The sequence below is a fragment of the Bilophila sp. T19-St14 genome (assembly GCF_059728385.1).
Genome location: NZ_BAAGFT010000001.1, coordinates 2,629,243 through 2,651,594 on the forward strand (window position 1 = coordinate 2,629,243; position 22,352 = coordinate 2,651,594).

The following is a 22,352-nucleotide window of genomic DNA, read 5'->3' on the forward strand; positions in this document are numbered from 1 at the left end:
GGAAAAGGGCGGCGGCACGCCGGGCGCTCTGTGGGGTAGCGCAGTTTTTCCGCCGGGACGGGAGCCTTGTGGGATGTTTTTGATGCTGTGGGGGCAGTAAAGCCCTATCCAAGGGCTGTAGAGATGAAACAGCCACGTACTATGATAGAGCCAAATAGTTCAACTATTTTTCAAGCTATAAAAATATTTTTAATGGGCTAAAATAGTTATGCGGATCATGATGATGCAACCCAGAAAAGGCCGCAGGCTCCACAGTAAGGGAGAGCGGCTTGGGAAGGGCTGGATAGCTCTTGCTTCGGTGGGAGCGTGAAAGGGGAACTTCCTGATAAAGAAGTTCCCCTTTCACAATGTTTCTTACGCTTTCAAAAGGTGTTTGCTTTGGAATGCGTTGCTGTCTTATCCTTCCCGCTCCGTTTCTTCAAAGGAAACCCGATTCCGGTTGATGGCGGAAACCAGATCCGGCATGAGCTGCGCGATTTCGTCCATATTGCCGGAGCAGGCGACCTCTTCAAGGCAGCGGGCCGGATCGTCCAGCACGCGCAGATCATAGGTTTCGGCAAGGCGCCCGATATGGGCGGCGGCTTCACAGACCATTTGCGCGTTGCCCGATTGTTCGCCTTGGATGGCGCGCTCCAAAGCTTCATCAAGTTCCGCGAGCAGGGTGCGGATGGCTTCGTCCGATGCCTCGCTTTCCTGTTCCGCGTGCTGGGGCGGGGCGTTCCGTCCGTCCGCAGCGGGAAGGGCGGGGTCTTGTCCCGGTGTTTCGGGAGTGGCTGCGGGCTGCTCCTGCGCAGCCGTTTCGCCGTCTTCTGCCGGAAGCACGGGTGGGAGGGGTGCCTCCTGAGGTTCGGGGAGGGCGGCGCTTTTTTCGGGGAGCGGCTGGGCGGCCTGATCCATCGGTGCGCCGAGTTCCACAATATCGTCAATGGCCAGCCCGCCCGTGTTTGCCGTCGGGCGGGAGCCTTGTTCACAGGGGGCGAGACAGGCCGCTTCATCCAGCAGCGAACGCGGGCCTGAGTGTTGGGCTGTCCGGGGAGACCCAAACAGATCGGGAATGCCCTTCTCCGCAGGCTGTGCCGGGGTGGGGGTGCGGACGGGCTCGGTCAGGTTGATGACCTGCGGTTCAAGCTCAAGTCCGGTCAACGGAAGCTCCCGCCGGTTGCCCAGCGGTTCGTCCAGCATCAGGGCGTCGTTGGAAAGGGAGGGTTTCCCGTCCGGCAGCGGCGTGCCGAGCATGAGCGGCTCCTCCTTGTCGGCTTGGGCCGTCAGCGTCAGCGGTTCTTCGTCGGCAGGATCAAGCGTCAAAGGGGCGCTGTCCCGCTTTTGGGGGGAAGCGGCCTGTTTCGGCTCCAGCGTCAACGGGGCCTCCCCGGAAGCCGTCAGCGGATCCGATAACGTCAGCGGCTTGGTGATGGGGGTGGGTTCGCCTACCCACTCATCAAGGTCGAGCGCAGGCATGGCATTCAGGGGAGCGGGCGTTTCGGAACGCCGCGGCACGGAATCGTGTTCGGAATCGGGCCGCTTTTCCGCTTCTTTTTCCTGTGTGGGCATTTCGAGCGGAGCTTCAACCTGTAGAGCCGTTTTCTGATCGCCGTCCTTTTTCTTGATGATGGGCATGGGTTCCCCGACCCATTCCGCGGCATCTTTCGGGGCGCTCGGCTGGGCGGGCATATGCTTGGCGCGTTCTTCCAGCGGGTTCGGGCGCTCAGGGCGCGTCTTGGGGGCGGGGGCTTCCTCGGAGGGCGCTTTGCTGATGGGCATGGGTTCGCCCACGCTGGACAGCTTGATCGGCTTTTCGGGGGCCTTTTCCGTAAGCGTCATGACGGGCTCGTCAACCGGGGCGGCCACGGCGGGCGTTTCGGGTGCGGCTGGCTTGGCCTGCTTGCGGAACGGCGCGAACAGGGAGGCGAAGAGCCCTTTCTTGGCAGGCGCCGGTTCGGCGGCGTGGCTGTTGCCGTCCGTGGAAAGGGCCGGGAGCGGCTTTGCCGGTTCCGGGAATTCCGGAAGGTTGGGAATATCCGGCGAGACGCGCGGCGGACTCTTGGGCGCAGCCGCCTGCGGCTTGGGCGCGGGTTTTGGGGATGCGCCGCCCGTATCCTTGAAGCGGCGCGAAACAGGCGCGAGGCGCAGGGTCAGGACGCGCAGATCCTTGCGCGTGATCGGCTTCTTGAGGAAATGGGTACACCCGGCCCGGCGCAGGGCGTCGATCTGTTCGTCGCTGCCGGCCAGCGCAAGGATGGAGGCCAGCGGGAAATTGTGCTCGCCTTCAAAAATGCGGATGGAGGCCACGGCTTCGGCGATGCTTTCCTCCGGCATGTCGTCATCGAAAATGATCAGGGCTCCGGGGGTGCGGCGGTAAAGGGCTTTCGCTTCCCCGGCGCTCCGGGCTTCGATGATTTCATGGGGCAGTTCATCCAGATAGTAGGACAACATCTGCCGGTTCGCCGGGACGCTGCTCGCCACGATGATGCGCAGGGAGCTCGCGGGCAGGCGGGACAGCGTTTCCTTGTCCGGTTCGGGCGCGGCGGGGACGGGCTGTTGTTCGACGTGGGCGGCGAGCCTCATGCTGAACGAAACGGTGGTTCCCTTGGGGCCGCTTTCGAGGGAAACGAGTTCCCCGTCAGGGCCTACGAGTTCCCATGTGCGGACAAGGGCCAGCGTGCTGCGTTCAAGGGGCGGCATACCGGAACCCGTATCCGAAACGGTGAACAGCAGATGTCCGGGATCGGTGCTTTCGGGCAGGCGCTGGGCACGGATCTGCACCATGCCGCGATCGGTGGCGAGTACCGCGCTCTCGACCAGCAGGGCCAGCACATTGGCGAGCTGGGCGCGCCGCCCTTCATAACAGCGGGGCAGGTAGGGGGCGATGAACCACGACAGGCCGAGGTTCTTGGATTCGGCGAGGCTGGAGACCGCTTCATGGGTTTCCAGCAGAAGCTGGTTCAAATCGAACCGTTCCTTGCGGTCGAAATCCTGAGCGTGGGAAACGCCCCTGCCCATGTTGCCGATGGCTGTGGCAAGGTTGCGCCCGGCCACGCCGAGGGCGTCGGTGCGGCGGCGGGCTTCGGCGGAGAGCTGCGATTGATCCACGGCGCTGATGGCCCGGAGCAGGGCATCCAGCGGGGCGCGGAGCGATTCCTCCACCATCCCGGCGGAAAGGGGCGCTTGCAGGGCCTGCGGATACGGGCTTTTTTCCGGGGTGCGGGATGTGGGCCGGGAGGCTTCGGCGGCCCGCGCGGGCTCAGGCCGCATGTTGGCGGCGGCAGGTTTCCTCTTCGGGAAGTCGGCGAGTTCAAGGCCCTCCGGCTCGGCGGAAAACGGGGGGAGCCGGTCGAACGAGGTTTCGGAAACCTTGGAGGCCCCGCCCAATTCCAACGCGGCGGTTCCCGCCCTGCCGTTTTTGGCGTCCCGTGTGCTGCGGTTCGGGGCGGGGAGCGGCTTCGGGCTTGGGCAGAGCGCGGCGAGCAGGGCGCTCAAGGCCAGCCCGGTCAGCGGGATGAGGCTGACCACGCCCGGCGTCATGAAGCTTTCCAGCGCGCGGGGCAGCAGGCTGATGATCGGTTCGGGGAGCAGGCGGGAGAGCGGGAACAGCGCCAGCATCCCCAGAGGCGGCAGGATGCAGATCAGCAGGAAGCGTCTTGCGCCGGGGAGCTTGCAGATGCAGGCCGCGAGGGTGCCGGGCAGGAGCAGGAGCATGAACAGGGGCCACAGCGGGAGGAATTGCAGCGTCCACGTATAGCCGGGGATCAGCGGCGCGGCGGAAAGGGCGATGCCGAAGAGGGCCAGCAGGACGAACTGCATATCAATGAAGGGGGCGTGGTGGCGCGTCCGCAGCATATGCCTGCCGACATGCGGCAGGATGAGCAGGGCGACGCCGGGCGCGAGCAGCCCCGGCATGTCCCAGCGGCTGACTTCCCCGGCGGGCGTCGTGGGCAAGCCCCAGAACGCCTGTACCCAGACGGCGGCGATATAGAGCGCGGCCCACATGCGCCATTCGCGGCGTTCTGCGACCCCGCGCAGCAAACACAGGAACAGCAGCACGGCCAATGCGACAAGCTGGGGCTGTGTCCCCAGTTCGTCCACAAGGGTCAGGCTCGCCGCATTGCGGAGCGTGGGGGCGAAGCCGGGAGCCGGAATGCCGTTGACCCGGATATAGATGCTTGTTTGATCCGGCAGCGGGTTCGGCAGGGAATAAAGCCCTTCGCTGGTGGGGCGCACCGGCGTTCCGTTGTTCTCGCCGGGGCGGGCCAGCCAGACCTGCGGGATGCCGGGAAGCTGCGAGGCGATGCGGGTATTCAGATCCAGCACGAGCGGGAAGGCCGGAGCCTTGCCCTCAAGATCGAGGCGTATCCAGATGGTTCCCGCCTGATGCGGGAGGGATTCCGGCTCGTAGGGCTTGAATTCCTTTTGGGCGTCTGGAGAAAGGACGTCGGTCAGCGTGTGGGTGCCTTTGGGATCCAGCAGCCACGCCGCCTGAAGGGGAGCGGAGGCGCCCTCTTTGTCCAGGGCGGAGGCGGCTTCGCCGGAAACCGCTGGGAGGGCCGAAGCCGTCTGCACCACCGGGGAGGCGGGCGTTTCCGGTGCCGTCTGCTTGGCCACGGCCTGGAGCGCCTCTTGAACGACGGAGGGCGTCGCCGTGGAAACTTCCGGGGTGGGAGACGCGGGCGCGGGATCGGCCCCGCCGGTACCGGGGATCAGGAAGAGCAGCAGCGCGGCAAAGAGCGGCATGCACACACGGAGGCGGGAATGTTTGAACGGCAAGAAAGAGTGCATAGGCGATGTGGGGTTCGGGTGACGGGAAGGCAAACTAAAGGATGGAAAAGCCTGCATCAGGACACGCCGTTGCCGTACGGGACGGGGACGTGGTCGCTTTCACAGGGCGACAACTGTAAATACGCCGCTCCGGAGCCGTCGGCAAGTTATTAAAGAAAGTATATGATATCCCCAGATTAAACGCCAGACGACACGGGGGCGTTATCGGGGGTGGAGAAAAAAATCAGGAAAAAAATAAAAAGTCGTTGACAGGAGTCGCGCAGAGGTGCATAACCCGTTCTCGCCGCTGCGGGACAAAGCGTCCCGTTGAGCCGGGCAGGGCCGTGAGGCCGGGCACGGCGGGGCAAAAAGTTTTTTGAAAAAACGGAAAAAAGTTGTTGACAGCGAGAAGGGGTCGGGGTAAGTTCCCGCTTCTGCGCCGGGGAGAAATCCTCAAGGCGCGCCTCGAAAAAAACTTCGGGGTTTGAAAAAAAAGTTGTTGACAAGCTGGACCGGGCGGGGTAAGTTCCCGCTTCGCCGCTGACGGAAACCGACGCGGCTGAGGCAACGGCCTCTGGTTCTTTGACAAGTGAAGAGCGAGTTGGGAAAAGATACTTTGAGTTTTAGCTCATAGAAATATGGGCAAGCTAGTTGTTTTCAATCAACTGGAGAGTTTGATTCTGGCTCAGATTGAACGCTGGCGGCGTGCTTAACACATGCAAGTCGAACGTGAAAGTCCTTCGGGATGAGTAAAGTGGCGCACGGGTGAGTAACGCGTGGATAATCTACCCTTAAGATGGGGATAACGGCTGGAAACGGTCGCTAATACCGAATACGCTCCCGATTTTATCGTTGGGGGGAAAGATGGCCTCTGCTTGCAAGCTATCGCTTAAGGATGAGTCCGCGTCCCATTAGCTGGTTGGCGGGGTAACGGCCCACCAAGGCGACGATGGGTAGCCGGTCTGAGAGGATGACCGGCCACACTGGAACTGGAACACGGTCCAGACTCCTACGGGAGGCAGCAGTGGGGAATATTGCGCAATGGGCGAAAGCCTGACGCAGCGACGCCGCGTGAGGGATGAAGGTTCTCGGATCGTAAACCTCTGTCAGGGGGGAAGAAACCCCCTCGTGTGAATAATGCGAGGGCTTGACGGTACCCCCAAAGGAAGCACCGGCTAACTCCGTGCCAGCAGCCGCGGTAATACGGAGGGTGCAAGCGTTAATCGGAATCACTGGGCGTAAAGCGCACGTAGGCGGCCCGGTAAGTCAGGGGTGAAATCCCACAGCCCAACTGTGGAACTGCCCTTGATACTGTCGGGCTTGAGTACCGGAGAGGGTGGCGGAATTCCAGGTGTAGGAGTGAAATCCGTAGATATCTGGAGGAACACCGGTGGCGAAGGCGGCCACCTGGACGGTAACTGACGCTGAGGTGCGAAAGCGTGGGTAGCAAACAGGATTAGATACCCTGGTAGTCCACGCCGTAAACGATGGGTGCTGGGTGCTGGGATGTATGTCTCGGTGCCGTAGCCAACGCGATAAGCACCCCGCCTGGGGAGTACGGTCGCAAGGCTGAAACTCAAAGAAATTGACGGGGGCCCGCACAAGCGGTGGAGTATGTGGTTTAATTCGATGCAACGCGAAGAACCTTACCCAGGCTTGACATCTAGGGAACCCTTCGGAAATGAAGGGGTGCCCTTCGGGGAGCCCTAAGACAGGTGCTGCATGGCTGTCGTCAGCTCGTGCCGTGAGGTGTTGGGTTAAGTCCCGCAACGAGCGCAACCCCTATCTTCAGTTGCCATCAGGTAAAGCTGGGCACTCTGGAGAGACCGCCCCGGTCAACGGGGAGGAAGGTGGGGACGACGTCAAGTCATCATGGCCCTTACGCCTGGGGCTACACACGTACTACAATGGCGCGCACAAAGGGCAGCGAGACCGTGAGGTGGAGCCAATCCCAAAAAACGCGTCCCAGTCCGGATTGGAGTCTGCAACTCGACTCCATGAAGTCGGAATCGCTAGTAATTCGAGATCAGCATGCTCGGGTGAATGCGTTCCCGGGCCTTGTACACACCGCCCGTCACACCACGAAAGTCGGTTTTACCCGAAGCCGGTGGGCCAACTCGCAAGAGGAGCAGCCGTCTACGGTAGGGCCGATGATTGGGGTGAAGTCGTAACAAGGTAGCCGTAGGGGAACCTGCGGCTGGATCACCTCCTTTACAGGAAAAATTCCCAACTCGCTCTTCACTTGCAAGGAACAAGGGCTTGATGCCATGCTCTTTGAGAAGTCAACGTCAGGGGCCTGTAGCTCAGGTGGCTAGAGCGCACGCCTGATAAGCGTGAGGTCGAAAGTTCAAGTCTTTCCAGGCCCACCACTTATCGGGGGTATAGCTCAGCTGGGAGAGCATCTGCTTTGCACGCAGAGGGTCGACGGTTCGATTCCGCCTACCTCCACCACAAGCTTGCTGACGTACAGTCCATGATTGGTCATTGGCGCGAAGGTTTCGCGGCAGTCATCCAGGCATGGCCTGGTCGCACCGGCCGGAAAAACCGGCGGTTGCTGCTCATTTACAATTGAATAGGGGAATGGGAAGGGAATAGTAAAGTTCTTGAGAAATAAGATATCAAGGGCAACAGGTGAATGCCTTGGCGCTGAGAGGCGATGAAAGACGCGGTAAGCTGCGATAAGCATCGGGGAGGAGCTAAACATCCTATGATCCGGTGATTTCTGAATGGGGAAACCCGATGGGAGTCATGTCCCATCATCCTGGACTGAATACATAGGTCCAGAGAAGCCAACCCGGGGAAGTGAAACATCTCAGTACCCGGAGGAAGAGAAATCAAACGAGACTCCCAAAGTAGCGGCGAGCGAAATGGGAAGAGCCCAAACCGGATGGTTTCGACCATTCGGGGTTGTAGGGCCGGCATACGTGATTCCAGAGTAGGCAGGGGAAGCGAGCTGGAAAGCTCCGCCATAGCGGGTGACAGCCCCGTACACGAAACCGAAAAGGACGCAGCCGGTACCTGAGTACTGCGAGGCACGTGGAACCTCGTGGGAATCTAGGGGGACCATCCTCTAAGGCTAAGTACTCCTCAGCGACCGATAGTGAACTAGTACCGTGAGGGAAAGGTGAAAAGAACCCCTGTTAGGGGAGTGAAATAGAATCTGAAACCTGTTGCCTACAAGCTGCGAGAGCTGCTTTTTGCAGTGATCGCGTGCCTTTTGTATAATGAGTCAGCGAGTTACTCTACCGTGCGAGGTTAAGCGAAAGCGTAGCCGCAGTGAAAGCGAGGCTTAACAGGCCGACTAGTACGTTGGAGTAGACCCGAAACCGGGTGATCTATCCATGAGCAGGTTGAAGCAAGGGTAAAGCCTTGTGGAGGACCGAACCGTCAACGGCTGAAAACGTTCCGGATGACTTGTGGATAGGGGTGAAAGGTCAATCAAACCCGGTGATAGCTGGTTCTCCCCGAAATATATTGAGGTATAGCCTCGGGAATTGATTAGCGGAGGTAAAGCACTGACAGAGCTAGGGGTCCTACCAGATTACCAAACTCTATCAAACTCAGAATGCCGCTTAATTGTATCCCGGGAGTCAGACGGCGGGTGCGAAGGTTCGTCGTCAAAAGGGAAACAGCCCAGACCAACAGCTAAGGTCTCCAAATCCATGCTCAGTGGTGAAGGTAGTGGAACCGTTCAGACAGCCAGGACGTTGGCTTAGAAGCAGCCATCGTTTAAAGAAAGCGTAATAGCTCACTGGTCTAATGGCTCTGCGCCGAAAATGTAACGGGGCTAAGCATGGTACCGAAGCTTTGGCAATCTCCTTTGGAGGTTGGGTAGGGGAGCGTTCGCTACGGGCTGAAGGTGTGCCGGAAGGCATGCTGGACTGTAGTGAAGTGATTATGCTGACATGAGTAACGATAAAATATGTGAAAAACATATTCGCCGAAAACCCGAGGTTTCCTGGGTAAAGGTAATCTTCCCAGGGTTAGTCGGATCCTAAGGTGAGGGTGAAAGCCGTAACTGATGGAAAACAGGTTAATATTCCTGTACTTGTTGCGTAGCGCGATGGAGGGACGCAGGAAGATAGGCGGGCCGGGTGTTGGATATCCCGGTGCAAGCGTGTAGGAATATCCGGTAGGCAAATCCGCCGGACGAATCTGAGACGCGAGTCCGTGGGCGCAAGCCCTGAAGCCGTTGAGTCTATGCTGCCTAGAAAAGCTCCTAAGTATATCCGCAGCAATCCGTACCGCAAACCAACTCAGGTGGGTGGGATGAACAATCCAAGGCGCTCGAGAGAACTCTGGCCAAGGAACTCGGCAAAATAACCCCGTAACTTCGGAAGAAGGGGTGCTCTCTAGGGTGACATGTTTAACATATGAAGCCCCGGAGAGCCGCAGTGAATTGGTGGTGGCGACTGTTTACTAAAAACATAGGTCTGTGCGAAGTCCTAAAGACGACGTATACGGACTGACGCCTGCCCGGTGCTGGAAGGTTAAAAGGAGGAGTCAGCGCAAGCAAAGCTCCGAATTGAAGCCCCAGTAAACGGCGGCCGTAACTATAACGGTCCTAAGGTAGCGAAATTCCTTGTCGGGTAAGTTCCGACCTGCACGAATGGCGTAACGATCTCCACACTGTCTCGGCCAGAGACTCGGTGAAATTGCAGTCGCGGTGAAAATTCCGTGTACCCGCAGAAAGACGGAAAGACCCTGTGCACCTTTACTATAGCTTGACATTGGATTTTGGGCCTGCATGTGTAGGATAGGTGGGAGGCTGTGAACCCTGTACGCCAGTATGGGGGGAGCCATCGTTGAAATACCACCCTTGCATGTTTAAGATCCTAACTTCTTCCGGTCATCCCGGAGAAAGACAGTGTCTGGCGGGTAGTTTGACTGGGGCGGTCGCCTCCTAAAGTGTAACGGAGGCATGCAAAGGTTCCCTCAGCCTGATCGGAAACCAGGCGCTGAGTGCAAACGCATAAGGGAGCTTGACTGTAAGAGAGACATCTCGAACAGGAACGAAAGTTGGCGTTAGTGATCCGGTGGTCCCGAATGGAAGGGCCATCGCTCATTGGATAAAAGGTACGCCGGGGATAACAGGCTGATCGCATCCAAGAGTTCACATCGACGATGCGGTTTGGCACCTCGATGTCGGCTCATCACATCCTGGGGCTGAAGCAGGTCCCAAGGGTACGGCTGTTCGCCGTTTAAAGTGGTACGCGAGCTGGGTTTAAAACGTCGTGAGACAGTTTGGTCCCTATCTTCTGTGGGCGAAGGAGAATTGAGAGGGCCTGTCCCTAGTACGAGAGGACCGGGATGGACGCACCCCTGGTGATCCTGTTGTCGCGCCAGCGGCACAGCAGGGTAGCTATGTGCGGAAGGGATAACCGCTGAAAGCATCTAAGCGGGAAGCCTGCCTCAAGATAAGTTCTCCCCTCGAAAGAGCTGAAGGGCCCGGGTAGACTACCCGGTCGATAGGCTGGAGGTGTAAGCGCGGCGACGCGCTCAGCTGACCAGTACTAATAGCCCGAGCGGCTTATTTGTCAAAAACTTTCCCCTTCCTACCCCCTATCAATTCATATTAATAGAGATTTGTCTTGGTGTTCATGGAGGAGAGGGTACACCCGATCCCATTCCGAACTCGGCAGTTAAGCTCTCCATCGTCGATGATACTGCGCATTCTTACGTGGGAAAGTAGAACAACGCCAAGACTTTATTTCCAACGGGCCGTCTTCGTAAGACGGCCCGTTGTTTTTTTGTCTTGCAGGCACTCCCCGCATCCCCCTCCGCACTCCCCAATCACGTAATCCTCCCCCCTCCCCGTTTTTCTCCTCAGCCTTGCCCTCCCTCCTCCTCCTCGGCTTCCCTCCCACCCGGAGTTCTTCCCTTTACGGCTTCAGGGCCTCCTCTCTCTCTCTCTCTCTCTCTCTCCTTCTAACGGCCCCAGCCTCCTTCCCGTAACTTCCCCTCTCCCCCTCCGTACTCCCCCGGTTCCAATGCCTTTAAGAAACCCCTGCCGTGGGGCGTGGTATCCTTTCTTAAAGGCTGTGTTATAGAAAATAGTTGATGCTTTTTTCCTTGAAGTTCCAAAGGATTAACCGGCAAAATGCCTTAGTCGTGGCTCCCGCCAAGGGGAAAACCGGAGAAAAGGGCTGTATTTTCACCTCACTGTGGAGATGAAACAACCACAAACTATAACAGAGCCTTTTTAAAACATGACAGGCATCCCGTTTTTTCTCTGCTTTTCCCGCTTGCCAGACCCTACGATCGCAGGCTTTTACTGGCCATCACCTGAAACTCCAACATAAAGCCGTGCCATAGGAAACGGTTGATGCTTTTTTGAAATCCCAATGGAATAACCCAAAATCCCCCAACCATAGTGTCCATCGGCAGAAAATTGGATAAAATCTATACTTGTAGTGTTGTATTGCATAGATAAAACAGCCAGATACTTATTACAGGGACAAAAAACTCTATCGTTTGCTGCTGCACAGCCTTTAAGAAGCGCTGCAAAAGCAAAGATGCGGTCCTCAAAGGTGTTCTTCCAGGCTGCGAACACTTCGTTTTTACGCTTCAGCAGATGGAAAACTACGGCTATCAGAACTGGAGGAGAGGGATTGCTATTTATTCAACTTTAAGGAATTTTTCCTCTAGGGCATAGCTCATTGCTATGTGTAGCAGTTGAGAAGTTGTACCGGAAAACCTTTGAGTGGGGGATGGAAAGAGCCTTAGCGGAAACTGAGTTTCAGCTTACCTTAAAAAAAGAGGAGAGAATAAACTCTGTATTCCTTAAAATCGGTGTGAACCCGAGGCGAATAAACTAAAGGCCCTGCCATAGCATGTGGGTGTTACATCTCCATAGCACGGTGAAAATACGGCCTTTTTCTCCAATTTTCCCATTGGCGGAATTCATGGCTAAGGTATGTTGCTGGTTATTGCTTTGGAACTTCAAGAAAAAGAGCAGCAGCGATTTTCTAGATTGTGTCGTCATGTTAGATATAACTATTTGAAATTATATAAATAATATTTTATGACTTAAAATAGTTAATTAATTTAAATATGTTATATATAATTGGCGACACGGCCTAGGACACAGCCAGCTAAAAAAGCTCTGTCTAAAAAGGCTCTGCCACAGCATTTGATTGATGTGATTTTACAGGCATTGATTCCACTGAGTTTTTGAAGGAAGTTGCTGGCGAGCCCAACGGCAAAAAATATTTTCTTCAGTATCTATCTCGAATTGCATGGAATGGAACATCAGACTTTTGCTATGACAGGGCCAATAAAAAAGAGGGAAGGAGAAACGTTCCTTCCCTCTTTGGGTGAGTTCATCAACGATTAGCGCCGTTTTTTCTTGAGAGCGTGCCGCTTGGGCAGCATCTTGGGCGGGGCGAGAACTTTTACTTCCCCTTCAAGCGAAAGGGCTTTTTCAGTCAGGCCAAAGGGGGCCCAGTTAGCGGGGACAAGGCTCAGCCGTTCAAAGTTCCGTCCTGTGGCATAGATGACGGGAATGTCTCCAGAAGATGAGCCAGCCAAAAGCAGCGTAGCATTGCTCTCGGAGGGGATGGCGGGATCGGTTTCGGGAAGCTCCGTAGGCTGGCTGTCGGCGGTTTGCTGCGCTGTCTGCTCACTTGCCAGCGGCTGTGTAGCGTTCCCGGTCACAGGTTGCGTCGCGTTATTAGTCGGCTGTGGTGCAGATGCGTCAGGCTCTGCCGGCTGTACGGGGTTGTCGTCCATATCCGAAGGATAAGCCCCCGGAGCGTAGATCCCTGTGTTGTCGGCAAACAGGGGTTCTTCCTGCAATCTGCCGTTGGTACGCAGAAAGTTCAGGAAATCGCTTCCGGTCAGGCCCACGAGCGCGATCATAGGGGAACCGTCCCCCGCCGTCAGCAGGCTGACGGGCACTGTGCCTCCATGGATGCCGATATAGGTTGTTTTGGCTCCAGCAGGCATTTCGCCCCATACGACCTCTTCCTTTTTTTCTCCGCCCTTGTCGGCGACAGGCTTCGGAGCGGCCCACACGGGGCTGTTCGCCAGCGTGAACGCGGCGAGGAGAAGCAGAGCGAACCACTTGGGAGCATGGAAGATTCCGTTCATGTCGAACACATATGACCGTATCAGGCGGAGGTCAAGCGCTTCCTGCAAAGCACTCTTGGAATGCGCCCGCCCTCCATCGCGCAACATGGCGGCGAGAGGGAATAATTTGCCCTCTCACCTGTAAAAACACTCTTTTTTTATTGCAGCCCTGACTTCGGCAACGCGGGCGGGAATGTCAGGGGCGCTGACGAACTCGGAAACGAGGGCGCAGCAGCGGGCGCCATGCGCGATGACGTCCGCAATGTTGTGGCGCTTGATGCCCCCAATGGCGACGAACGGCAGGGTGATGTTGGCGGCCACCCAATCAAGGTAGTCGAGGGTTACCGCGGCGCATACGTCCTTTTTGGTCTGCGTCGGGTAAATGGGGCCGACCCCGATATAGTCGGCGCCGGAGGCCACGGCTGCGCGGGCCTGCTCCGGGCTATGGGTGGACAGGCCGATGATCATGTCCGGGCCAACGAGACGGCGCACGGCCTCGACAGGGAGATCCTCCTGGCCGACGTGTACGCCGTCGGCTTCGCAGAGGATGGCGATGTCAACGTGATCATTCACGATGAAGCAGGCGCTGGCCTCGCGGGTCAGGCTGCGCAGTTCCATGCACTCTTTGAGCATCTGCCCGGCCTTTTTTTCCTTTTCGCGGTACTGGAGGATCTTGATGCCGCTGTCGAGCAGGGCCTTGGCGACTTCAACCGCCGGACGGCCGAGGGACAGCTCATCGTCGGTGAGGGCATAAAGATCGGTTTCGGGGGATGTCCCCGGCAAGAGTCTGGGCATGGCGCACCTCATCAGTCGGCTTCCACGCCGACGAAGGAAAAAGTGTTGACGTTGAACAGGCCGCGGGCGGTCAGCTTGAGTTCCGGGATGACGGGGAGGGCCATGAAGCTGAGGGTCATGAACGGTTCGACGTCTTCGGGGATGCCGAGCTCCGCACGCGCGGCAACGAGCATATCATGATGGACGGCGTTGACTTCCTGCGGATCGGCGGAGGTCATGAGGCCCGCGATGGGGAGGGGTAAACGCCGGACAGCCCCTCCGTGCACGGAGACGATGCCGCCGCCCATGTCCGCCAACTCCCGGACGGCAAGCAGCATATCGGGGTCGTTGTCGCCCGCTACGACAATGTTGTGGGAGTCGTGGGAAATGGTCGTCGCTATGGCCCCTCCCGTGAGCCCATAGCCTTCCAGAATCCCGATGCCGAGCTTTCCCGTCCTCTTATGCCGTTCGATGACCGCGATTTTGGTCAGGCCGGGATTCAGCGAGGACTGGAAACATCCCGCATCATCGGTCTTTACCTCGCGGATGAGGTTTTTCGTAACGAGGGAGGCGGGCTCAATGCCGATGACACGGGCCTTTCCGGTGCGGACAGGCAAGGACAGGGCATCTTCGTCCAGCGGCTTGAGGTGGATGGAATGGGAAGGCGCCCCCGCAGCCGCGTCATCCAGCGGGATGAGGACACGCCCGTCTTCGGCGATCAGCCGTCCGGCCGTGAAGACCTTGCGCACGCGGAATGCCTTGAGGTCGTCCACAAGGATGAAATCGGCGTCCCTGCCGGGGGCGACGGCTCCCTTGTTGCGCAGCCCGAAGCATTCCGCGGCGTTGAGCGTACACATGGTGACGGCCTGTACCGGGTCCATCCCCATGCCTACGGCGAGGCGCAAATGGTTGTCCATGTGCCCGTCGGAAACGATATCCTCAATATGGCGGTCATCGCAGCAGAACGCGCAGCGCCGCGCGTTGCCGGGCGTGACGCCGGGCAGGAGCGTTCGGAGGTTTTTGGCGGCGGAGCCTTCGCGGATCAGGATGTAGCTGCCCCGGCAAAGGTTCTCGCGCATTTCTTCAAGCGTGGTGCACTCATGGGTGTTCGTAATCCCGGTGACGAGATAGGCGTCGAGATCCCGGCCCAACAGGCCGGGGGCGTGCCCGTCCACAATTTTGCCGTGGGACGTGCCGAGCTGGATTTTTGCCAGCACGTCGTAGTCGCCGGAGACGACGCCGGGGAAGTTCATCATTTCGCCGATCCCGGTCACTTTGGGGTCGTCGATGAGCTCTTCCAGTTCTTCGGCGGAAAGGATCGCGCCGGAATCCTCGAACGGCGTCGCCGGGACACAGGAGGGGAGGGAGATAAAAATGTTGAGCGGCAGATGGCGCCCGTTTTCCAGCATGTACCGGATGCCTTCCAGACCGTGGACATTGGCGATTTCGTGCGGATCGGCCACGACGCTGGTGGTGCCGTGCGGGAGTACCAGCCCGGCGAAACGCGCGGGGCTTACCATGCTGGATTCGATATGGATGTGGGCGTCGATGAGGCCGGGCAGCAGGTAGGCTCCCTGCGCGTCAACGACCTTCACAGCCTCGGTATGCGAGAAGCCGAGGATTTTGCCGCCGCCCACGCTGACGTCTGTTTCCCGGATTTCTCCGGTCAGCACGTCCACCAGCTTCGCGTTGGTGATGAGGAGGTCGGCGGGGCTGCGCCCGCCCGCCGCCATGTCCACAAGGTTTTTCAGATCGTCGATGTCGTACATGCAGGTCTCCGGCGTATGGGGAACAGGGGAAGGGGATGGGCGAAGAAGCGCGGGCGCTGCTTCCCCCAAAGGCCCCGCCCGCTCCAAAGCGTGTTTTTTTGAGGATGGTTTACGTGTGAAATGGTATACTTTCGGAAAAAAACGGAAAAAAGTCAAAAGGGTTGTGAGGGGGAGGGGAGGGCGGCAGGTGGCTGCTTTCAGATGCCGTGTCCCAAAGGCGGCCTGCCTCAGAAAGGATTGTGAACGGTTCAATAGGCACAAAACGTTTGGAAAAGGTGCGGCTGGCTCTACGCGGGCAAACGTAGGGAAGGAGAAGCCTTCTTCAAAAAAGCCCCCCTTCCCCAAGAATTCCAATCCGCTCAGGATGACCCCGTCCTCAAAAGGGAGGAGCCTTTTGCAGAAAGGTTCCTCCCTTTTTTATCGTCCCGTTACTGCTCAAGGAGCGCCTTGGCGAAGTCATCCCCGTTGAAGGGGCGGAGGTCTTCCATTTTTTCGCCGAGGCCGACATAGGTGATCGGGATGCCGTACTGCATGGAAACGGCTACGGCGACGCCGCCCTTGGCGGTGCCGTCGAGCTTGGTCAGGATGAGTTCGTCAATCCCGGCGGCTTCCTTGAATATCTTTGTCTGCTGGAGCGCGTTCTGGCCGGTGGTGGCGTCTACAATAAGGATGCTGCGGTGCGGAGCGCCGGGATGTTTGCGGGCGATGACCTCCCGGATTTTGTGGAGCTCGTCCATCAGGTTGCTTTTGGTGTGCAGACGCCCGGCGGTATCAATAAACAGAATATCATATTGATCCCTGATGGCTATATCCATCGCTTCCCATGCCACGGCAGCGGGATCGGCGTTCTGCCCTTTGGAGTGGAAGCCGGAACCCGTGCGTTCCGCCCAAATGCCAAGCTGTTCCACGGCGGCGGCCCGGAAGGTGTCGGCGGCGGCAAGGAGGACTTTTTTGCCCTGCATACGGGCGCGGTAGGCGAGCTTGGCGATGGTCGTGGTCTTGCCCACGCCGTTGACGCCGATGATCAGCACGACCTCAGGCGGGTTGACCGCCACAACGCCGCGCGGGATGCGGAAAATCTCTTCCAGTTCCGCCGCAAGGAGGGGGCGGAGTTCCTCAGGGGTGGTTGCGGAAGCGGCACGAGCGCGGGATTTGAGGCGCTTGCACAGTTCGGCCGCGGCTTCGACGCCCATGTCCGCCATAATAAAGAGTTCTTCCAATTCGTCCCAGAAGTCGGCGGAGAGGTCGCCGTGGCTGGCGAAGAGGGTGGAAAGCCCTTTGCCGAGCTGTTCGCGGGTTCGTTCCAACCCCTGATGCAGCTTGAGGAAAATACGGCTGCGCTCATCCTCCTCGTCTTCAAGATCGAGCGCAAGGGCGAGGCGGTACTGCAATTCCGAACGGAAGTCCGCCACTTCTTCGTATTCCATGCGCTCGGCCCACGCCGCGAAATCGGCGACGAAGGCATCAGCTTCGTTTTCCGGGGCTCCAAGGGCGGTCAAAAGGAAGCGGACCCGTTCCCAGAGCTCGTCACCCGTGCGCGCATCGGGGCCGAGGTCTTCCAGAACGATGGACAGCCACACGGACAGGCGCGGCTCGGCTTCCCGGAGGGCAAGCAGCAACGTGGCCCGCCATCCTGAGGGTTCCACCGGCGCATACGGCTGGGGGGCAGGCTGGGCAACGGGCGCGGGCGCTTCGGGCAGTCCGCCCCCCGCGGCATGTGCGGCAGACGCGGAGGTGGAGGCTCCGGGCAGGCCGTCCTTTGCTGTGCGTGCGGCAACAGGCGCGGGGGAGGCGTCCGGTTCGGCGGTCATGGGCGCGTGTGCGGGGGCTCCGTCCGGTTCAAAAGATTGTCCGGCTGCGGGCTGATCCGCTTCCTGAGCGGCCTGCTGCGGCCCTGCGGAGGCCGTTTCCGGCAACGTTTCCGAAACCGCAGGAGGCTGCGGCGTGTCGGGCGCGGGAGGCGTTTCGGGGGACGTGCCGCCTTCCGCTTCAGTCGGCTGGGAAGCGGCCTGCGCTTCCTCTGCCGGAACCTGCGGCGTTTGCGGAGTTGCCTCAGTTTTATTCGATGACCACAGCCGTTTGATACTTGAGAAGAAACCCATGCGTCTATCCTTAAAAGAGGTCTTTGGATGCGGGCGGGAGCGTTGAGCAACCGTACAATACGACTATTTGCGTACTTGCGGCGTCCCGTCAAGCCCCGCGTCAGGGAAGGAGTAGGGCCGGGGCGTACAATGGCGGTGCGGGCTGGGTCAAGATGCGTGTCAGGGCAGGGGCAGGATTGCCGTACAGCCGGAAGGCACCACGCAGTTGCCCGTATCCGGGAAGGGGCCGGGGCAGGGGCGACCTTGTGGAAAACAGATCGTCGTTTCGAGCCCGTGTCAGGGGAAGGGCGGGGCAGGGGCGCTCAATGGCGGCGCGGGTTGGGTCAAGATGCGTGTCAGGGCAGGGGCGGGATTGCCGTACAACCAGAAGGCACCACGCGGTTGCCCGTATCCGGGAAAGGGCCGGGGGAGGGGCGGCCTTGTGGAAGCTGGATCGTCGTTTCGAGCCTGCGTCAGGGAAGGGCAGGGCCGGGGGGTACAATGGCGGCGCGGGCTGGGGCAATATGCGTGTCAGGGGAGACATTCGCTATTGAGTGAAAGACACATTTCAACTGTCTAAAATTCAAAACGAATTTTTTAGAAAATCATCGAAAAGGTGAATCCCTCGTCAGAGAAGGGGCGGCCCCTCATTCCCATAGGGCGGTACTCCCCCGAACAGGCTTCGGAACTCGACGCCAGTGGCCCATTCTCCCCTAGGTGGACGGTACGGACTCCGAGAGCGGCAACTAGTGGAGCCCGTGGGCCCCTCATCACCCAGAGGCGGTACAGGGATTTTGCCTTGCAGGGCCGTTTGAGAGGGATGAGAATCACGAAGTTTAAATTTTTTTACAAAAAGGCTTGATCTCGGTTTAGAGTTGTGAGAAAAGAGACCCGAACACTGGATTGTCCTGTGTTCACTGAGCAAGGAATTTTATTTAAGAAGGAAGGAATAGAAATGAAGCGCATCGTGACTCTGCTTCTTGCTGCCGGCCTCGTGCTCGGCGCTGCGGCTGGTTCTCAGGCTGCTGATATCAAGGCCAAGGGTTTGTGGGAATTTTCTTGGGAAGTGGGTGATAACACCTTCGCTGAAAATTCCGGCAAGGATAAGTTCTCTGCGAAACAGCGTCTGCGTACCCAGATTGACGTCATCGCTTCCGAATCCCTGAAGGGCGTTGTGTTCTTCGAAATCGGCGACCAGAACTGGGGTAAGTCTTCTGATGGCGCTTCCCTCGGTACCGACGACAAGGTTGTGAAGGTTCGTTACAGCTACGTTGACTGGGTGATCCCCCAGACCGACGCCAAGGTTCGTATGGGTCTCCAGAACTTCAGCCTGCCCGGCTTCGTTTCCAACAACCCTGTCCTCGGCGGCGGTTCCGCTGATGGCGCTGGTATCACCATCTCCGGTCAGTTCACCGAAAACGTGGGTGCCAGCCTTTTCTGGCTCCGTGCTGAAAATGACAACCACGCTGGTGAAAGCTATTCCACCGGACACAGCTACAGCGACGCCATGGATTTCGTGGGCTTGACTGTACCCATGACCTTCGACGGCGTGAAGGTGACCCCGTGGGCTATGGGTGGCGTTATTGGTCGCGACAGCTTTGATAACTCTGGTGACTGTGTCGAAGACTGGTATGGGACGAGTGGGTCGCACCTGCAGCGCCTGTTGCCCGTTGGAACCGACAACCTCGCTAACAGCTCCCTTGACCGTCATGGCTATGCTTGGTGGGTGGGTATTGCTTCTGAACTGACCTACTTTGATCCTTTCCGCTTTGCTCTTGATGCTGCTTACGGTAGCGTTGATATGGGTTCTTACAAGACCATGGGTGGTAAGAACTTCGATGCAGAGCGCGCTGGCTGGTTCGCTTCTATCCTTGGTGAGTACAAGATGGACTACTTCACCCCCGGCATCCTGTTCTGGTATGCTTCCGGTGACGACAAGAGCCCGTACAACGGCTCCGAACGTATGCCCACCATTGAAGGCTCTTGGTCGGTTTCTTCCTACGGTTTCGATGACAACTATGGCCGTGTTTCCTGCGATATGCTTGGCTTGTCCAACGATGGTACCATGGGTGTGTACCTGCAGGCGAAAGACATTTCCTTCATGGAAGACCTCAGCCACATCTTCCGCGTCGGCTTCGTGAAGGGTACCAACAACACCGAAATGGTGCGTCATGGCGGTGCTACCCTGACCAACGGTGGTAACAGCCTGTACCTGACCACCGCCGATAAGGCTTGGGAAGTCAACTTCGACACCCAGTACAAGATCTACCAGGATCTGACCCTCGGCGTCGAACTCGGCTACATCAACCTCGACCTCGATGAAAATGTGTGGAACAACACTAACGACTACCGCGAAAACAACTTCCGCGGTGCTGTGACCCTGAAGTACGCTTTCTAATTGAAGTCGGCTGACGCCGATTCCGGTTAGCTTCAATGGGAAGGGAGTTTCGGCTCCCTTCCTTTTTTATTTTGCTGTGTTCGAGAAAATGGTTGATGCTTTTTTCCTTGAAGCTGCAAATAAATAACCAACAAAATGCCTTTGTTATGGATTCCGCCAAGAGGAAAACCGGAGAAAAAGGCTGTATTCTCACCAAACTGTGGAGATGAAACAACCACATACTCTAACAGAGCCTTTTATTTGGTTCTGTCAGATATATGGTTGCGTTAGCTTCACAGTATGGTGAAAATACTGCCGTTTCCTCCAGTTTTCCCGCCGATGGGCTCCATGCTTGGGGCATTTTTCCGGTGGCTGTGTTTAATTTTACGGTTGATGGTTTTTTCAATGAAAATCAATAGATAAAAGCTCATTCCACGTCTGGTGATGTGGGGCTCTCTCATTTTTTGCTCATTACATGAAATCCGGTTTTGAAGAATTGTTGCGAGACCTCCAGATAATTTCCAAAGAACTCTTCCTTTCCAGTTGGAATCTTGTATCAACCACAAACTTAAACACAGCCTTTCCGGTTATTCCTTTGGAATTTCAAGAAATAAAGCAGCAGCCTTTCCTATGGCGCAGCCTTTTGTTTTTGGTACGCCCCTCTTCCATGAAGATGCGGCGTGCCAAGGGGCCCAAATCAGACTGCCCGATTTTGTATCCTATTGCGCAAAAAGCACTTTCCCCCTTGACTCAGAAAGAAATACGGGATTAGACTCCGTACTATAATGGAGCAGCCTCCTTGCCGTAAGGGAGGGCGGTTCCGTAACATTCACGTTGAGAGGGGGATTTGTATGCCTTCATGGATGTATTTTGTGTTGGCCCTTGCGGGGCTGTTGGGTGGGTATTTCGTATATGGATCCATTGTGGAAAAAGTGTTCGGGCCGAACCCCAACCGTCCCACGCCCGCCTGCAAAATGCCTGACGGTGTGGACTATGTGGAGATGAGCCCCGCCAAGGTGTTTCTGATCCAACTGCTGAACATCGCCGGGCTTGGGCCTGTCTTTGGGCCTATCCTTGGTGCCCTCTATGGCCCCATAGCCCTCGTGTGGGTCGTGATCGGCTGCGTGTTCGCCGGTGCCGTGCATGACTATTTCTCAGGGATGCTGTCTGTCCGTTATAACGGCAAGTCCGTGCCCGATATTGTTGGATATAACCTTGGTGAACCCATCAGGAAGCTCATGCGCGTGTTCGCCGTCGTGCTGCTCATTCTGGTGGGCGTGGTCTTCGTGGCGGGGCCAGCTGGCCTGCTCTCCCACTTGACCGGCATAAACAGCATGCTTTTTGTGGCGATCATCTTTGCCTACTACTTCCTCGCCACGATTCTGCCCGTGGACAAGATCATCGGGCGCATCTATCCGTTCTTCGCCGTACTGCTGGTGTTCATGGCGGTCGGCCTGTTGGCTGCTCTGGCCTTCAAGGGATACACCTTCTACAGCAATATTGAATGGACGACGCAGAACCCCGCCGGCCTGCCCGCTTGGCCGCTGGTGTTCATCACCATCGCTTGCGGCGCCTGCTCCGGCTTCCACGCCACGCAGTCCCCGCTGATGGCCCGCTGCATCAGCAACGAAAAGCATGGACGGCAGATTTTTTATGGCGCGATGATTGCGGAAGGCGTTATCGGGCTCATCTGGGTGACGCTCGGCATGTCCTTCTATACGGATACCGCCGCCCTTGACGCCGCCCTCGGCCCCAAGGGGAACGCCGCTCTGGTCGTGAACAACATTTCCGTGGAGCTGCTCGGCGCGTTTGGCGGCGCCCTCGCCGTCCTCGGCGTTGTGGTGCTGCCCGTGACATCCGGCGATACGGCCTTCCGTGCGGCCCGCCTGACCATCGCTGACGCCATCGGCTATGATCAGCGCCCGCACAAGAACCGCCTGATGATTGCCGTCCCGCTGTTTGTCGTGGGCGTCGCCCTGAACTTCATTCCCTTTGGGATGCTGTGGCGTTACTTCGGGTTCGCCAACCAAGCCCTCGCCGCCATCATGCTGTGGGCCGCAGCCGCCTACTTGCTGCACCGGGGCAAGTTCCACTGGATTGCCTCCGTGCCCGCCTGCTTCATGACGGCTGTAAGTGCCGTATATATTTGCTTTGAGAAGAGCATGGGCTTCGGCATGTCCTACGAGATGTCCAATATCGTGGGGATCGCCATTGCGTTGGTTTGCTTCGCGCTGCTGCTGACCGTGGGCCGGAAGATCCAGCCTTCCGATGATCTGAGCGTTTAAGCCGGAAGCGGGGCGCTCCCAGACAGGGGCGTCCCCTCCATCCCGGCAGGAAAGGGCGTTTCCGGGTGGACGAACGCCCCGCAATGTGGAAGTTCCCTCGATGGGAAAGGGGATTTCCACTGGAGAGGATTTGCTTCGCGCTGCTGCTGACCGTGGGCCGGAAGATCCGGCCTTCCGATGAGTTGAGCGTTTAAGCTGGAAGCGGGGCGCTCCAGACAAGGGCGTCCCCTCCACCCCGACAGGA

Annotated in this window: 8 protein-coding genes, 2 tRNA genes and 3 rRNA genes; 7 read left to right on the forward strand and 6 right to left on the reverse strand. The window is 57.9% G+C overall.

The window, feature by feature from the left end:
* Positions 1–396: 396 nt before the first annotated feature.
* Positions 397–4,728, reverse strand: coding sequence for a molecular chaperone Hsp90 (locus tag AC6I1V_RS11190; protein ID WP_486853417.1), 4,332 nt, complete (start codon positions 4,726–4,728; stop codon positions 397–399).
* Positions 4,729–5,414: 686 nt separating this feature from the next.
* Here AC6I1V_RS11190 and AC6I1V_RS11195 point away from each other — a divergent pair.
* From AC6I1V_RS11195 to rrf, 5 genes are all read left to right on the forward strand, one after another.
* Positions 5,415–6,965: ribosomal RNA gene (locus AC6I1V_RS11195) — 16S ribosomal RNA — on the forward strand.
* A gap of 79 nt (positions 6,966–7,044) precedes the next feature.
* Positions 7,045–7,121: transfer RNA gene (locus AC6I1V_RS11200), tRNA-Ile, on the forward strand.
* 6 nt (positions 7,122–7,127) lie between these two features.
* A tRNA-Ala gene (locus AC6I1V_RS11205) sits at positions 7,128–7,203 on the forward strand.
* Positions 7,204–7,360: 157 nt separating this feature from the next.
* Positions 7,361–10,290 (forward strand): 23S ribosomal RNA (locus AC6I1V_RS11210).
* Positions 10,291–10,342: 52 nt separating this feature from the next.
* Positions 10,343–10,457: ribosomal RNA gene (gene rrf, locus AC6I1V_RS11215) — 5S ribosomal RNA — on the forward strand.
* Together the 16S, 23S and 5S rRNA genes with 2 tRNA genes alongside form the textbook arrangement of a ribosomal RNA operon.
* Before the next feature lie 566 nt (positions 10,458–11,023).
* On the opposite strand, the gene AC6I1V_RS11220 is transcribed toward rrf, so the two are convergent.
* The 5 genes from AC6I1V_RS11220 to ftsY form a co-directional block, all read right to left on the reverse strand.
* A complete protein-coding gene (locus AC6I1V_RS11220) occupies positions 11,024–11,305 on the reverse strand; it encodes a hypothetical protein (protein WP_497736990.1) in 282 nt (93 codons plus the stop codon).
* A 779-nt stretch (positions 11,306–12,084) separates the two neighbouring features.
* Positions 12,085–12,843 carry a hypothetical protein gene (locus tag AC6I1V_RS11225; protein ID WP_486854575.1) on the reverse strand — a complete coding sequence of 253 codons (759 nt, stop codon included), beginning with the start codon at positions 12,841–12,843 and terminating at the stop codon, positions 12,085–12,087.
* Between the two features lie 114 nt (positions 12,844–12,957).
* Positions 12,958–13,617: a thiamine phosphate synthase gene (gene thiE / locus AC6I1V_RS11230; protein ID WP_486854576.1), complete on the reverse strand. Its 660-nt coding sequence runs from the start codon at positions 13,615–13,617 to the stop codon at positions 12,958–12,960.
* A gap of 11 nt (positions 13,618–13,628) precedes the next feature.
* On the reverse strand, positions 13,629–15,365 hold the full coding sequence (ade, locus tag AC6I1V_RS11235; RefSeq protein ID WP_486854577.1) for an adenine deaminase: 1,737 nt from the start codon (positions 15,363–15,365) through the stop codon (positions 13,629–13,631).
* Positions 15,366–15,793: 428 nt separating this feature from the next.
* Positions 15,794–17,467 carry a signal recognition particle-docking protein FtsY gene (gene ftsY, locus AC6I1V_RS11240; protein ID WP_497736991.1) on the reverse strand — a complete coding sequence of 558 codons (1,674 nt, stop codon included), beginning with the start codon at positions 17,465–17,467 and terminating at the stop codon, positions 15,794–15,796.
* A gap of 934 nt (positions 17,468–18,401) precedes the next feature.
* On the opposite strand from ftsY, the gene AC6I1V_RS11245 reads away from it, so the two are divergent.
* Positions 18,402–19,844 carry an outer membrane homotrimeric porin gene (locus AC6I1V_RS11245; protein ID WP_497736992.1) on the forward strand — a complete coding sequence of 481 codons (1,443 nt, stop codon included), beginning with the start codon at positions 18,402–18,404 and terminating at the stop codon, positions 19,842–19,844.
* 830 nt (positions 19,845–20,674) lie between these two features.
* Entirely contained in the window at positions 20,675–22,108 is a 1,434-nt protein-coding gene (locus AC6I1V_RS11250) for a carbon starvation CstA family protein (RefSeq protein WP_497736993.1), read from the forward strand.
* Positions 22,109–22,352: the final 244 nt, after the last annotated feature.

What these genes read in the sequence shown, in the direction of transcription:
- AC6I1V_RS11190 (WP_486853417.1), bottom strand. Translation starts at nt 4,728, where the DNA reads ATGCCGCTCTTTGCCGCGCTGCTGCTCTTCCTGATCCCCGGTACCGGC.
- AC6I1V_RS11225 (WP_486854575.1), bottom strand. Translation starts at nt 12,843, where the DNA reads ATGAACGGAATCTTCCATGCTCCCAAGTGGTTCGCTCTGCTTCTCCTC.
- thiE (WP_486854576.1), bottom strand. Translation starts at nt 13,617, where the DNA reads ATGCCCAGACTCTTGCCGGGGACATCCCCCGAAACCGATCTTTATGCC.
- ade (WP_486854577.1), bottom strand. Translation starts at nt 15,365, where the DNA reads ATGTACGACATCGACGATCTGAAAAACCTTGTGGACATGGCGGCGGGC.
- ftsY (WP_497736991.1), bottom strand. Translation starts at nt 17,467, where the DNA reads ATGGGTTTCTTCTCAAGTATCAAACGGCTGTGGTCATCGAATAAAACT.
- AC6I1V_RS11245 (WP_497736992.1), top strand. Translation starts at nt 18,402, where the DNA reads ATGAAGCGCATCGTGACTCTGCTTCTTGCTGCCGGCCTCGTGCTCGGC.
- AC6I1V_RS11250 (WP_497736993.1), top strand. Translation starts at nt 20,675, where the DNA reads ATGCCTTCATGGATGTATTTTGTGTTGGCCCTTGCGGGGCTGTTGGGT.